The organism is Pseudomonas cannabina (assembly GCF_900100365.1).
In the GTDB taxonomy this organism is placed as follows: domain Bacteria; phylum Pseudomonadota; class Gammaproteobacteria; order Pseudomonadales; family Pseudomonadaceae; genus Aquipseudomonas; species Aquipseudomonas cannabina.
The window spans coordinates 506,841-521,444 of the sequence record NZ_FNKU01000001.1 but is presented as its reverse complement, the minus strand read 5'-3'; the positions used below and the strand labels follow the sequence as shown (position 1 = coordinate 521,444).

Below are 14,604 nucleotides of genomic sequence, written 5' to 3'. Positions count from 1 at the left end.
TTGCTCCTCAGTCGCGATCAGCGCTAACGGTGCAAAAAACCTTTGTTTAGCAGCGACAACGCAGAAAAGAGTCTAAGTACCGGCAGCGCCCGGCACCTCAAAGCCGCTAGGATTAATAGACGCGACAGGAAGCCGCGATATCGATATGCCGCATGGAGCACATTTCAAACATGAATAAAAAAAAACCAGACGCTCTAATCTGGCCGGTCAACCTATTCAAATCCGTCGTGAACAAGGCCCCTGACTGGCCTGACAGCATCTCGGGCCTTGCCTATAACCCCTTTCGTCCCGGACAAAGTCCCTACAACCATATTTATCCGACCCGTGAGCAAATCAAAGAAGACTTGCTGCTGATCCGCCCGTTGACTCGACATGTAAGAACCTACTCGGTCGAGCAGACGCTGGCCTGTATTCCCGAAATAGCCGAAGAACTCGGTATGAGTGTCACCCTCGGCATATGGATAGGCTGGGACGGAAAACGTAATGATCGGGAACTGATCGAGGGCGTGAAGCTTGCCAATCAGTACCCCAGCGTCCGGCGTCTGATCATCGGAAATGAAGCATTACTGCGCAATGACGTCACCGTCAGCCAACTGATTGATTACATACAAACCGCACGACGAAGTGTCAACGTTCCGGTTTCAACCTCAGAGGGATGGCAACAGTGGCACGATACGCCGAAACTGGCTGATCACGTAGAGTTCATCGCGGCGCATGTCTTGCCATTCAGGGAGTTCGTTCCGGTCACCCAGGCAGGCTCTGCGGTTCTCGCACGGGCGAACGAATTGAGGCTGATGTTTCCCGAAAAACCGCTGATACTTTCCGAGATTGGCTGGCCAGACAAAGGCAACTTCAGAAGACGCACCATCGCCTATAACGCCGAACAGTCAATCTACCTGCGAAGCCAGCTCGCGCTGTTGAATCAGAGTGGCTTAGACTACTTTGTCAGGGAGGCATTTGATCAACAATGGAAAACTGAGGAGGGGTTGCCGGGGCCTCACTGGGGCCTGTTCGATGCCCAGCGAAAGATAAAGTCACCACTGCAAGGCCCAGTAAAAATACGCGCCAGCTGGCGATCAGAAGTTCCGAGATTGATCGCCGATTGGCAGCCCGACAACTGGCGAACAACCGTATTGGTTTTTGCTGCGTTGTACGCATTACTGTTAGGGGTTGGCATAAGTTACGCACAGTCTTTATCGATGTGGGTGGCTTTGCCCATCGTATTGGCATGGGCGACCAGCTTACTGATCGGCACAGGGATACAGGGTTACGAGTTCCTCGAATCATGCTGGGGACCGGAGGAACCGCGATCTTTTCCTCCGTTACGAGCTTACGCGGGCCCGTTACCCAAAGTGTCCATACACGTGCCGTGCTACAACGAACCTCCCGACATGGTGAAGCTGACGCTCGACGCATTGCAACGGCTGGACTATCCGAGCTTTGAGGTTCTGATCATCGACAACAACACTCAAGACCCGGAAGTCTGGAAGCCCATCGAGCAGTATTGCAGGCAACTGGGGCCTCGCTTCCGGTTCTTTCATGTCAATCCACTTAGGGAGGCGCTGCAAAAATAGCCAACTGTCCCCACCCTTGGCACACTAAGTTCCTTCAACAGCCTCCCTCTCCGTGAGCGTTACGCGCGTGCAGAAGACCTTCTCCGAACTCGAATATACCGGCAAGAAAAAGCAGACTCGCCGAGATCGCTTCCTAGCTGACCTTGAACAGTTGGTGCCCTGGGCCCTGCTGGAGGCGCAAGTGGCGCCGTTTTATAGCAACACCGCAGGCAAGCGCGGACGCCCTGCGATAGGGGTGTCGCGCATGTTGCGCATGTACGTCGTGCAGCAGTGTTTCGGTTTCTCCGATGAAGGTTGCGAAGATGCCGTCTACGACAGCCAGGCCATCCGCGGTTTTATGGGTATCGACCTGGGTCGCGAGTCTGCACCGGATGCCACCACCTTGCTGCGTTTTCGCCGCTTGCTGGAAGTCCATCAGCTAACCCGGCTGCTGTTTGAAACGATTAACCAGCATCTGGCCAGCCGGGGGCTGCTGCTCAAGGAAGGCACTATCGTCGACGCTACTCTGATCGCCGCGCCGCCCTCGGTCAAGAACCGAGAAGGCAAGCGTGATCCTGAGATGCATCAGGCCAGGAAAGGCAATCAATGGCACTTTGGGATGAAGGCCCACATTGGTGTAGACGCCACGTCGGGGCTGGTGCACAGCGTAGTAGGGACGGCCGCTAACGTGGCGGATGTCACCCAGGTTGGCCAGTTGCTTCACGGTGACGAAACCTATGTTTCGGGTGACGCTGGATACACCGGTGCGGCCAAGCGACCGGAGCATGCTGAACGGGACGTTATCTGGTCGATTGCAGAACGGCCAAGCAGTTACAAGCAGCACGGCGAAGGCAGCGTGCTGTATCGGGTCAAGCGCAAAATTGAATATGCCAAGGCGCAACTGCGTGCCAAGGTCGAGCACCCCTTCCAGGTAATCAAGGTGCGCTTCAATCATCGCAAGGTTCGCTACCGTGGGCTGGAAAAGAATACAGCGCAGTTGTTCAGTTTGTTTGGGTTGGCCAATCTGATGCTGGCCAAGCGGTATTTACAACAGACGGCAGGATAAATCCGTCTGAAAGGCGGGACTGGCCCGCCTTTCAGCAAAATGAGGGCAGAAATCTGCTCGAGAAACGTAAAATAAGGCCGGCAGGTTGAAAAAAACCGGCTTGGAAATGGGGACGGTGCGAACGGGTTAATTGTTCAGCGTCTCCTTAGGGAGGCGCTGCAAAAATAGCCAACTGTCCCCACCCTTGGCACACTAAGTTCCTTCAACAGCCTCCCTCTCCGTGAGCGTTACGCGCGTGCAGAAGACCTTCTCCGAACTCGAATATACCGGCAAGAAAAAGCAGACTCGCCGAGATCGCTTCCTGGCTGACCTTGAACAGTTGGTGCCCTGGGCCCTGCTGGAGGCGCAAGTGGCGCCGTTTTATAGCAACACCGCAGGCAAGCGCGGACGCCCTGCGATAGGGGTGTCGCGCATGTTGCGCATGTACGTCGTGCAGCAGTGTTTCGGTTTCTCCGATGAAGGTTGCGAAGATGCCGTCTACGACAGCCAGGCCATCCGCGGTTTTATGGGTATCGACCTGGGTCGCGAGTCTGCACCGGATGCCACCACCTTGCTGCGTTTTCGCCGCTTGCTGGAAGTCCATCAGCTAACCCGGCTGCTGTTTGAAACGATTAACCAGCATCTGGCCAGCCGGGGGCTGCTGCTCAAGGAAGGCACTATCGTCGACGCTACTCTGATCGCCGCGCCGCCCTCGGTCAAGAACCGAGAAGGCAAGCGTGATCCTGAGATGCATCAGGCCAGGAAAGGCAATCAATGGCACTTTGGGATGAAGGCCCACATTGGTGTAGACGCCACGTCGGGGCTGGTGCACAGCGTAGTAGGGACGGCCGCTAACGTGGCGGATGTCACCCAGGTTGGCCAGTTGCTTCACGGTGACGAAACCTATGTTTCGGGTGACGCTGGATACACCGGTGCGGCCAAGCGACCGGAGCATGCTGAACGGGACGTTATCTGGTCGATTGCAGAACGGCCAAGCAGTTACAAGCAGCACGGCGAAGGCAGCGTGCTGTATCGGGTCAAGCGCAAAATTGAATATGCCAAGGCGCAACTGCGTGCCAAGGTCGAGCACCCCTTCCAGGTAATCAAGGTGCGCTTCAATCATCGCAAGGTTCGCTACCGTGGGCTGGAAAAGAATACAGCGCAGTTGTTCAGTTTGTTTGGGTTGGCCAATCTGATGCTGGCCAAGCGGTATTTACAACAGACGGCAGGATAAATCCGTCTGAAAGGCGGGACTGGCCCGCCTTTCAGCAAAATGAGGGCAGAAATCTGCTCGAGAAACGTAAAATAAGGCCGGCAGGTTGAAAAAAACCGGCTTGGAAATGGGGACGGTGCGAACGGGTTAATTGTTCAGCGTCTCCTTAGCGGGTTCAAGTCGGGCGCATTGAACTACCTGCTGAAATACACCGCCGAGGATGCCGAGATCGTAGCGGCGATCGATGCCGATTATTGCGTGCACCGGCATTGGCTCAAGCACATGGTCCCCTATTTTGCGTCCCCGGATATAGCGGTTATTCAAGTACCGCAAGACTACCGTGATGGCGACGAAAGTCTGTTCAAACGTTTCTGCCAGGCCGAGTATCGCGTTTTTTTCAATATTGGCATGGTCATCCGCAACGACCACGACGCAATCATTCAGCACGGCACCATGACCCTGATTCGCAATTCGGTGTTGCAGCAACTGCGCTGGGCAGAATGGAGCATCTGCGAGGATGCCGAGCTCGAGCTGCGAATACTGGAGAACGGCTTTTCCACCGGCTATGTCGCCATCAGCTATGGCAAGGGACTGATCCCGGATACATTCATGGACTTCAAGAAACAACGGTATCGCTGGGCTTACGGAGTCATCCAGATACTCAAACATCATACTGGAAGCTTGATAGCAGGTACGTGCGAGGCCTTGACGCCAATACAGCGCTATCACTTCATTGCCGGCTGGATGCCCTGGATTGCAGGGGGAATAAATTACTTTCTGGCTATCGCTGTGCTTCTCTGGTCAATGGCAATGATCATTAAACCCGACACTCTCGAACCTGTGCCGTGGATATTTTCATCCTCATTACTGTTGATGTTTGTTCTGGGCGTTTGCAAAGCGATCAGCCTTTATCAACGATTGGCCAGCACTGACGTCAAAGACGCCTTCGCAGCCATAATTGCGAGCATGGCGCTGTACTCGGTCGTAGGCAAGGCCGTGCTTTCATCGGCATTCACCTCAGGATTACCGTTCTTTCGCACGCCCAAGCAGACCTCTGGCAGCGGGCTCGGCAAGGCTCTGCTGGACGTCCGGGAAGATCTGTACATGGCCGTGGCCTGGTGGGCCATGATGGTATCGCTGTGCATCCGAAAAGACGCTATCGGTCCAGACCTTGGATTCTGGGTGGCGATAATGTTCGCCCAGTCATTGCCTTACGTAGCCGCCATGACCATGGCGATCCTGTCTGCTCGCGCAAACCGCCCTGCCCCGTCCACTATTTGAATATCCAGAAGACACGATAAACGGCGGTCTCAGGTCATCGTTTGCTCTAAAACGCCTGGCACCTCAAAGCCGCCAAGGTTAATAGACGCGACAGGGAGTCGCGCTACAGATACACCGCATGGAGCACATTTCAAACATGGGTAAAAATTCAAACAAGGCAGGCACGTGGTCAACAAACCTGTTCAAAACCAGACTCAACCATCCGCCCGACTGGCCTGAAATGATCTCTGGTTTAGCCTATGCCCCGTTTCGCCCGGGACAAAGCCCCTACAAACAGATTTTTCCGACTCGCGACCAGATCAGGGACGACCTGCTGCTGCTTCGAAGCGTCACACGGAATATAAGAACGTACTCGGTCGAAGGGACACTGATGCATATCCCCGAACTCGCCGCAGAGTTGGATATGACGGTCACCCTCGGCGTATGGATCACAGAGGACGAAAAACATAATGCGCGGGAATTGCTGAAGGGGGTCGAGTTGACCAATCGGTTTTCAAGCGTGCGACGACTGATCATCAGCAATGAAGTTCTGCTTCGTGACGATATCCCTGTCGATCTGCTTGTCCACTATATGCAAACCGCACGACGCGCCGTCAACGTACCTGTCTCGACTTCCGGAGACGCTGATTTATTCTAAAACCCAGCTGTTGCCCCCAGATAAATCAAGGCCTCCAGAGCGTTGCAGGGACGAAAAATCGAATAAATCAGCGCCTCCTTCCGAAATATGGATGCAATGGTACGAGACGCCGGAACTTGCCGAACATGCTGATTTTATAGCGGCTCATATATTGCCATTCTGGGAAGGCGCCGGTGCGATAGACGCGAGCCCGATGGTGCTGGCACGGGCCAATGAGCTGAGGACTCGATTCCCTGACAAGCCCCTCATACTGTCCGAGATTGGCTGGCCCAGCAAAGCCAGCGCCAAGAGACGGATAACGACATCTGCGGCAGAACACTCGATATACCTGCGCAATCAGATCCCGTTGCTGGATCAGCACGGCCATGACTATTTCGTGATAGAGGCTTTCGACCAGCACTGGAAGACCGAAGAAGGTCTGCCAGGCCCTAACTGGGGTCTGTTCGATGCAAAGCGCAGACTGAAACTGCATGTTCGTGGCCCCGTGAGAATGCCGCTCAACATGCTCTCGGAAATACTCAGGCTCATGACTCGCCTGAGGCCGGACTCGTGGTTTACAGGTGCTTCAATAGTGATTCTGATTTATTGCGCATTGGTCTGGCTCGGCATGAGCTACGCGCAATCACTGTCCGTATGGCTGGCACTGCCTGTCGCTGTTATCTGGGCTGCCAGCCTGCTGACTTACATCGGCATGGAAACTCATGAGTTTCTGGAAGCCTGTTGGGGGCCGGACGACCCACGATCGTTCTCCCCTGAACACCGCCATGTGGGCCCCACGCCAAAGGTTTCCCTGCATGTGCCGTGCTACAACGAACCCCCTGACCTGGTGAAACTGACGCTCGATTCGTTGCAAAAACTGGATTACCCGGATTTCGAAGTGCTGGTCATTGACAACAACACACAAGACCCGGCCATCTGGAAGCCCATTGAACGCTATTGCCAGCAACTCGGCGCCCGCTTCCGGTTTTTTCATGTCGATTCGCTTCCCGGGTTCAAGGCGGGCGCACTCAATTACCTGCTGAAACATACAGCTGAAGATGCCGAGGTGGTGGCCGTCGTCGATGCTGACTATTGCGTTCAGCGACTCTGGCTGAAACATATGATGCCGCACTTCCTGGACCCGAAGATTGCCGTTATTCAGTCACCGCAGGATTATCGCGACAGCCATGAAAGTCTGTTCAAACGCTGCTGCCACGCCGAGTATCGAGGCTTTTTCAATATTGGTATGGTCATTCGTAATGATCACGATGCGATCATCCAGCACGGCACCATGACCCTTATTCGCCGCTCGGCACTGGACCGGCTGGGGTGGGCGCAATGGTGCATTTGCGAAGACGCCGAACTTGGTCTGCGCATGCTGGAAAACGGATTTTCCACCGGCTACGCCGCTACCAGCTATGGCAAAGGCCTAACGCCCGACACATTCATTGATTTCAAGAAACAGCGCTATCGCTGGGCATATGGCGCCATCCAGATCATCAAGCGGCATGCCGGAAGCCTGATTGCAGGAAACTGCGCATCCGTGACCGCGATGCAACGCTACCATTTCGTCGTTGGGTGGATGCCGTGGGCAGCAGAAGGCCTGAATTATCTGTTGGCACTGGCGGCGCTCGCCTGGTCCATGACGATGCTCCTGACGCCCGACACTGTCGAACCGGTGCCATGGATATTTTCCACGTCATTGATCCTGATGTACGTTGTGCGCGCCCTCAAAGTAGCGGCACTTTACAGACAACGGATCAGCACCCACATCAACGAAGCACTGGCAGCCATACTGGCCGGCATGGCGCTGTATCCGACGATAGGCAAAGCCGTGTTGTCGGGGCTCGTGACCTCGGGAATGCCGTTTTTTCGTACCCCAAAACTTACCTGCGCAAGCCATCACGGGCAGGCAATACATGAGGCGCGTGAGGAACTGTGCATGGTTGCAACAGGATGGACCACGATTGTGTTGTTGTGCATTGATCGCAAGGTCATCGATGCAGACATAGGATTCTGGATTGCCATGCTGTTCGCACAATCGCTGCCCTATCTGGCGGCGGTGGTCATGGCGGTCCTGTCTGCCCGCGAAAACCGCACTGCGCAGCCGGCCACCTGAGATCTCCGGATCGCGTGCGAAAACGACGGCCCCGGGTCGTCGTTTTGCTATAAGATAACAGCCTTTTCGCGCCCACAGCCTTGCTATGGAGTTCAGTACATGATTGCCCCCGCCGACCTCTCGCCCACGCTCCAACTGGCCTGCGACCTGATCCGTCGGCCTTCGGTGACCCCGGTTGATGCCGATTGCCAGACCGTGATGATGCAGCGCCTGGGCGATGCCGGCTTCACGCTCGAGCCGATGCGTATCGAAGACGTCGATAACTTCTGGGCCACCCACGGCACACAGGACGGCCCGGTGCTGTGTTTCGCCGGGCATACCGACGTGGTGCCGACCGGTCCGCTGGAGCAATGGCAGAACGATCCGTTCGACGCCTTGATCGACGACCAGGGCATGCTCTGCGGACGTGGCGCAGCGGACATGAAAGGCAGTCTGGCGGCGATGCTGGTCGCGGCCGAGCGTTTTGTCGCCGATCATCCCGATCACAAGGGCTCGGTGGCGTTTCTGATCACCAGTGACGAAGAAGGCCCGGCGCACCATGGCACCAAGGCTGTCGTCGAGCGCCTGGCAGCGCGCAAAGAGCGACTCGACTGGTGCATCGTCGGCGAGCCGTCGAGTACCACGCTGGTGGGCGATGTGGTCAAAAACGGTCGTCGCGGCTCACTCGGTGCCAAACTCACCGTGCGTGGCAAGCAGGGCCATGTGGCTTATCCGCATCTGGCGAAGAACCCGATTCACCTCGCTGCTCCGGCGCTGGCCGAACTGGCTGCCGAGCACTGGGACAACGGCAACGATTTCTTCCCGCCGACCAGCTTCCAGATATCCAACCTCAATTCCGGCACCGGCGCGACCAATGTGATCCCCGGCGATCTGGTCGCGGTGTTCAATTTCCGCTTTTCGACCGAGTCGACTGTCGAGGCCCTGCAACAGCGCGTGGCGACCATTCTCGACAAACATGAGCTGGACTGGCATGTGGACTGGGCCTTGTCCGGCCTGCCGTTTCTGACCGAGCCGGGCGCGCTGCTGGACGCGGTGTCGTCCAGCATCAAGAGCGTCACCGGCCGCGACACCAAGGCCTCGACCAGTGGCGGAACCTCCGATGGCCGGTTCATTGCCACACTGGGCACCCAGGTGGTCGAACTGGGACCGGTCAACGCGACGATCCATCAAGTCAACGAACGTATTCTGGCCAGCGATCTCGATGTACTGACCGAGATTTACTACCGGACTCTGGTCAAGTTGCTCGCCTGATGCTGACCTGCCCGATCTGCTCTGCGCTGCTCAGTGCGGCTGATAACGGTGTGGTCTGCCCGGCCAACCACCGTTTCGACCGTGCTCGACAGGGTTATCTGAACCTGCTGCCGGTGCAGCACAAGAACAGCCGCGACCCTGGTGACAATCAGGCCATGGTCGAAGCACGGCGCAACTTTCTCAACGCCGGACACTACGCACCGGTCGCCCGCCGACTGGCCGAGCTGGCTGCCGAGCGCAACCCGGCGCACTGGCTGGACATTGGCTGCGGCGAAGGTTATTACACCGCGCAGATTGCCGAAGCCCTGCCGCGCGCCGACGGTTACGCGCTGGACATCTCCCGCGAAGCCGTCAAGCGGGCTTGCCGTCGTGATCCGGCGCTGACCTGGATGGTCGCCAGCATGGCCCGGGTGCCGCTGGCGGAAGCGAGTTGTCAGTTTCTGGCCAGCGTGTTCAGCCCGCTGGACTGGCAAGAAGCCAAACGCCTGCTGACGCCTGGCGGCGGGCTGATGCGCGTCGGCCCGACCAGCGAGCACCTGATGGAGCTGCGTCAACGGCTGTACGATGAAGTGCGTGATTACGCTGACGATAAGCACCTGGCGCTGGTGCCGGAAGGCATGCAATTGCAACACAGTGAAACACTGCGCTATACCTTGACGCTGATCGACGGCCAGTCCCGCGCCGATTTGCTGGCCATGACGCCACACGGCTGGCGAGCCAGCGCCGAACGCCGCGCGGCAGTCATCGAGCAATCCGGACCTTTCAAGGTCACCGTTTCCATGCGCTACGATTATTTCGTGCTGCAATAAGCATTCAACAGAGGCACCCATGCGCCAACCCGATATCGAGATTTACCTGAAAGACGCAGACGTCGATCACAAGGCCATTGCTGCATGGCTGGAAGCCGCCATTGGCCCATGCACTGACTGGACACAACGCGGCCAGACCTGGAAATGCCAAGCCGGTGGCGTGCGCGTAACCTGGCTGCCCAAAGCCGTGGGCAAATGGAACAGCCTGCACCTGGACAGCGATCAGACGCCGTGGGAAGACGACATCGCCTGCGCGCGCGCCGCATTCGCCGCGCTGAACGTCGAAGTGCGCTGCGCCCCAGGCACGTGGATTGAAGAAGAAAGCGACGAAACCGCCGATCGCTGGATACGCGTCAGTGCCGACGGTGAAGAAGAGATCACCTGGCGCACCGCCTGAGACTTCTTTCCCCGACGGTACAACCGTGTGCCGTCGTGACTGTGCTTTACAGGTCAACCTCCCGACTTGCCGGAAGACACACCAGCCTTTTTGCCGATCTTCTCGGGATGCGTCACACTGACGCCCATCTCGGGCAGCCGCCCGACTCCTACTCAGCAGAAGCCGTATGACCCGCTCTCCGTTCCGTCGTCTTGTGTTCGGCACCCTGCGCCGATTGCTGTACCTCTGGGTTCGCTCGGAAACCATCAATCAGTCATCTTTCACGCTCAACCTCGACCGCAGTCGGCCGGTGTTTTATGCGTTGCAGTCGCCGTCGGTCAGCGATCTCGCGGTCGTTGACACCGAATGCCGCAAGGCCGGCCTGCCGCGTCCCGTGTTGTCGGTTGCAGTTGGCGATCTGATCGAACCGATGGCGTATTTCTACCTGACGCCCTCGCCTGACTGGCTGGGCCGCCATGACAAGCGCGGTGCGCCACCGACGCTTGAGCCCCTGGTGGCAGCGGTCAGCCAGAACCCTGCCGAAGATGCGCAGATCATTCCGGTCAGTGTGTTCTGGGGTCAGTCGCCTGATCGCGAGTCCAGCGCCTGGAAGCTGTTATTCGCCGACAGCTGGGCAGTCACCGGGCGCTTGCGGCGTCTGGTCAGCATCCTGATTCTGGGCCGCAAGACCCGCGTGCAGTTTTCCGCGCCGATTCATATGCGTGAACTGGTTGACCAGAACAAAGGCTACGCCCTGACCCTGCGCATGAGCCAGCGTCTGCTCCGGGTGCATTTCCGCAACCTGAAAAGTGCTGTGATCGGCCCGGACGTGTCGCACCGGCGCACCTTGGTCAAGGGCTTGCTGGACGAGCCGCTTGTCAAGCAGGCGATCATCGACGAAGCCCAACGGGAAAAGATTTCGCAGGACAAGGCGCGCGAACGCGCACTGAGTTACGGCAACGAAATCGCGTCCGACTACACCTATTCCGCCATCCGCTTTCTGGAAGTGGTGCTCAGCTGGTTCTGGAACAAGATCTACGACGGCATCAAAGTCAACCACATCGAAGGTGTGCAGGAAGTCGCGCCGGGGCATGAGGTGATCTATGTGCCGTGTCATCGCAGCCACATCGATTACCTGTTGCTGTCTTATCTGCTGTTTCGCAACGGCCTGACCCCGCCGCACATTGCCGCCGGCATCAACCTCAATATGCCAGTGGTCGGCAGTCTGCTGCGGCGTGGCGGCGCGTTTTTCATGCGCCGTACCTTCAAGGGCAATCCGCTGTATACCGCAGTGTTCAACGAATACCTGCACACCTTGTTCACCAAAGGGTTCCCCGTCGAATACTTCGTCGAGGGCGGTCGCTCGCGTACCGGGCGCATGCTGCAACCCAAGACCGGCATGCTGGCCATTACACTGCGCAGCTTTTTGCGCAACTCGCGGATGCCGATTGTCTTTGTCCCGGTGTATATCGGCTACGAGCGAGTGCTGGAAGGTCGTACCTATCTGGGCGAGCTGCGCGGTGCGACCAAGAAAAAAGAATCGATCTTCGATATTTTCAAAGTCATCGGCGCATTGAAACAGCGCTTTGGTGAGGTTTCGGTGAACTTCGGCGAGCCGATCAAGCTCGCTGAATTCCTCGACAGCGAGCAGCCGGACTGGCGCGCCCAGGAGCTCGCGCCGCAGTATCGCCCTGAATGGCTGAGTGCAACCACGCATCGACTGGGCGAGCGTGTGGCCCAGCAACTCAACGAAGCGGCAGCGGTCAACCCGATGAACCTGGTGGCGGTGGCACTGCTGTCGACGCAAAAACTCGCGCTGGACGATCAGGCCATGGAGCGTGTCCTCGACCTGTACCTGACGCTGTTGCGCAGCGTGCCGTATTCGCCGCACACCACCTTGCCGGACGGCGACGGCCGTTCGCTGATCGAGCATGTCAAAGGCATGGACCTGCTGGCCGAGCAGAAAGACGCGCTGGGCAAGATTCTGTACCTGAACGAGCAGAACGCGGTCCTGATGACCTACTACCGCAACAACGTCCTGCACATCTTCGCCCTGCCCTCGTTGCTGGCGAGCTTTTTCCAGAGTTCGTCGCGCATGACCCGCGAGCAGATTCTGCGCTACACCCACGCGCTTTATCCTTACCTGCAATCGGAACTGTTCATTCGCTGGCCGCTGAACAAGCTGGATGAGGTGATCGATCAATGGCTCGCCGCGTTCGTCGAACAAGGTCTGTTGCGCTTCAAGAATGACGCCTACGTGCGCCCGGAACCCAGCTCCCGAGAGTTCGTGTTGCTGACCCTGTTGTCGCGCGCCATCGCGCAGACATTGCAGCGTTTCTACATGGCAATTGCCTTGTTGCTCAACAATGGCCAGAACACCTTGAGCCCCGAAGAGCTGGAAGACCTGTGCACGGTCATGGCCCAGCGCCTGTCGATCCTGCATGGCCTGAACGCGCCGGAGTTTTTCGACAAGAGCCTGTTCCGGCACTTTATCCAGACCCTGCTGGACCTCGGTGTACTGCGCAAGGACGCCGCAGGCAAGCTGAGTTATCACCCGTTGCTGGGCGAACTGGCGGAAGGTGCAGCCAAGCGCGTCTTGCCGGCTGAAATCCGCCTGTCGATCCGCCAGGTTACCCTGCACAGCAACGAAGAAGAGCAAAATGTAAGAAACGAGACTGGGGCGACGTAAGATTTTTCCGCAAATTGATAAGGACTTTTAGACAGGTGTTTTCTACGTGCTGGCGTCTGCTAACGTGTGGTTTGCACCAACGACTGGCGCCTACTCAATAAGGAAATTGAAATGACCAATAAAACCCTAGTACGCCTTCAGGGTGAAGTTTATTACCTGCCACGCATCGCTCTGCCAGGCAACTGCAAGCTGACTGTCGAACTGAGCGACATCAGCGGTGCTGACGATTTTTCGGAAGTGATTGACGTCTGCGAGAAGCCAATCAACCACCAGGTGCCGATTCCGTTTGAACTGCGCTATGCAACCGATCGATACCCGGTGCCAGGCCACACTTACGGCTTGTCGGCACAGATTGAACATGAAAATCGTCTGATCTGGATCAGCGACACCGTGCATGAAGTGACACTGACCGGCGAAGATCAGACCGGTCTGATGATCAAGGTTATTCAAGTAAACGGTTGATTGACCTCGAAATAAAAAGCTCTCTTCAGCGGCGCGTTCTCAACGCGCCGCTGTCGTTTCACCCGTACGCCTCCTCTTCAGAAATCATCAACACTCATCCTCAGGTTTTACGTGCCCGCCATGACTTCCTGATACGCTTGATCGCGTACTGCGCTGCTGTTGACCCAAGCGCAGGTCAGAACTCATTTCTACAAGGACGCCTTATGCCTCGTTTTTCGTTTACCGTTGCCGGTGTGTGTGCAGGTCTGCTGATGTCGGCCAACGTGTTCGCCTTGTCGCTGAGCGACCTTTCACAATCGGACGCCACGGGCGGGCTCAAGGATGCCCTGACCCAAGGCGCGCAGGTTGCGGTCAAACAACTGGGGGTGCCCGGCGGTTTCAGCAAGAATGAACAGGTGCGTATCGAGCTGCCGGGCAAGCTGGGCCAGGTCGCGAAGAAGATGAAAATGCTGGGCATGGGCAGCCAGGTCGATCAACTGGAAACCAGTATGAATCAGGCAGCTGAGGCAGCAGTACCTCAGGCTCAGGCGTTACTGGTGGATGCGGTGAAAAAGATGACGGTGACCGATGCCAAGGCCATTCTCAGCGGTGGCAAGGACTCGGCGACCCAGTACCTGAGCAGCACCAGCCGTGAACAGATCCGCGCCAAATTCCTGCCTATTGTCAAGAAGTCTACTGACCAGGTGGGTCTGGCACAGAAATACAATGCCTTCGCCGGTAAGGCTGCAGCGCTTGGTGCGCTGGACAGCAAGAGTGCCAATCTCGAAAGCTATGTGACCGAGCAGGCGCTTAACGGTCTGTTCGAGATGATTGCTAAGCAGGAAGAGAGCATCCGCTCTAACCCGCAGGCAGCGGCCACCGGGCTGGCGAAGAAGGTGTTTGGGGCGCTGTGACGCAAATACGTTCCCGCGCTGGAGCACACAGCGTCATATACAGGTCTTGAAGTGCCTGAAAACCGGTTCTGTCCGGAGGGCGTGAGAGATTCAGAAGGTTACGACGGCTGCGATGGGCTGCGAAGCGGCCCTGAAACAGGCCACCTCGGCCGTGTCTGATAGACCGTATGCACCGGTTTTGCTGCCGGTTCCCGGCAGTTCGCGGACAAGTCCGCTCCTACAGAAACTGGTATATCGCGGACAAGCGAAGCGTCGCCCGGTCCGCTCCCACACGCGCGGTCCGTTCCCACAGCGCTG

At 57.2% G+C, this 14,604-nt stretch carries 8 protein-coding genes and 4 pseudogenes; all 12 read left to right on the top strand.

Going from position 1 to position 14,604, the window contains the following annotated elements:
* Positions 1-152: 152 nt before the first annotated feature.
* A pseudogene (locus BLT55_RS02465) lies at positions 153-1,553 on the top strand (glycoside hydrolase family 17 protein); the annotation flags it as partial.
* An 88-nt stretch (positions 1,554-1,641) separates the two neighbouring features.
* On the top strand, positions 1,642-2,619 hold the full coding sequence (locus BLT55_RS02460; protein WP_007247761.1) for an IS5 family transposase: 978 nt from the start codon (positions 1,642-1,644) through the stop codon (positions 2,617-2,619).
* A gap of 235 nt (positions 2,620-2,854) precedes the next feature.
* Positions 2,855-3,832 (top strand): IS5 family transposase, encoded by a 978-nt coding sequence (locus BLT55_RS02455; RefSeq protein ID WP_007247761.1) that lies wholly within the window; start codon positions 2,855-2,857, stop codon positions 3,830-3,832.
* 144 nt (positions 3,833-3,976) lie between these two features.
* A pseudogene (locus BLT55_RS02450) lies at positions 3,977-5,092 on the top strand (glycosyltransferase family 2 protein); the annotation flags it as partial.
* A gap of 136 nt (positions 5,093-5,228) precedes the next feature.
* A pseudogene (locus BLT55_RS02445) lies at positions 5,229-5,705 on the top strand (beta-(1-3)-glucosyl transferase); the annotation flags it as partial.
* Between the two features lie 103 nt (positions 5,706-5,808).
* Positions 5,809-7,827, top strand: a pseudogene (locus tag BLT55_RS02440) (glycosyltransferase); the annotation flags it as partial.
* 99 nt (positions 7,828-7,926) lie between these two features.
* Positions 7,927-9,078, top strand: coding sequence for a succinyl-diaminopimelate desuccinylase (dapE, locus tag BLT55_RS02435; protein WP_007250134.1), 1,152 nt, complete (start codon positions 7,927-7,929; stop codon positions 9,076-9,078).
* Positions 9,078-9,887, top strand: a complete 810-nt coding sequence (locus tag BLT55_RS02430) for a putative RNA methyltransferase (RefSeq protein ID WP_055001792.1) — start codon at positions 9,078-9,080, stop codon at positions 9,885-9,887. Before dapE ends, BLT55_RS02430 begins: the two co-directional genes overlap by 1 nt.
* Before the next feature lie 19 nt (positions 9,888-9,906).
* A complete protein-coding gene (locus BLT55_RS02425; RefSeq protein WP_007250132.1) occupies positions 9,907-10,284 on the top strand; it encodes a hypothetical protein in 378 nt (125 codons plus the stop codon).
* Between the two features lie 166 nt (positions 10,285-10,450).
* Positions 10,451-12,952 carry a glycerol-3-phosphate 1-O-acyltransferase PlsB gene (gene plsB / locus BLT55_RS02420; RefSeq protein ID WP_055001793.1) on the top strand — a complete coding sequence of 834 codons (2,502 nt, stop codon included), beginning with the start codon at positions 10,451-10,453 and terminating at the stop codon, positions 12,950-12,952.
* A gap of 111 nt (positions 12,953-13,063) precedes the next feature.
* On the top strand, positions 13,064-13,414 hold the full coding sequence (locus BLT55_RS02415; RefSeq protein WP_055001794.1) for a YbaY family lipoprotein: 351 nt from the start codon (positions 13,064-13,066) through the stop codon (positions 13,412-13,414).
* A 203-nt stretch (positions 13,415-13,617) separates the two neighbouring features.
* On the top strand, positions 13,618-14,307 hold the full coding sequence (locus BLT55_RS02410) for a DUF4197 domain-containing protein (RefSeq protein WP_055001795.1): 690 nt from the start codon (positions 13,618-13,620) through the stop codon (positions 14,305-14,307).
* Positions 14,308-14,604 lie beyond the last annotated feature (297 nt).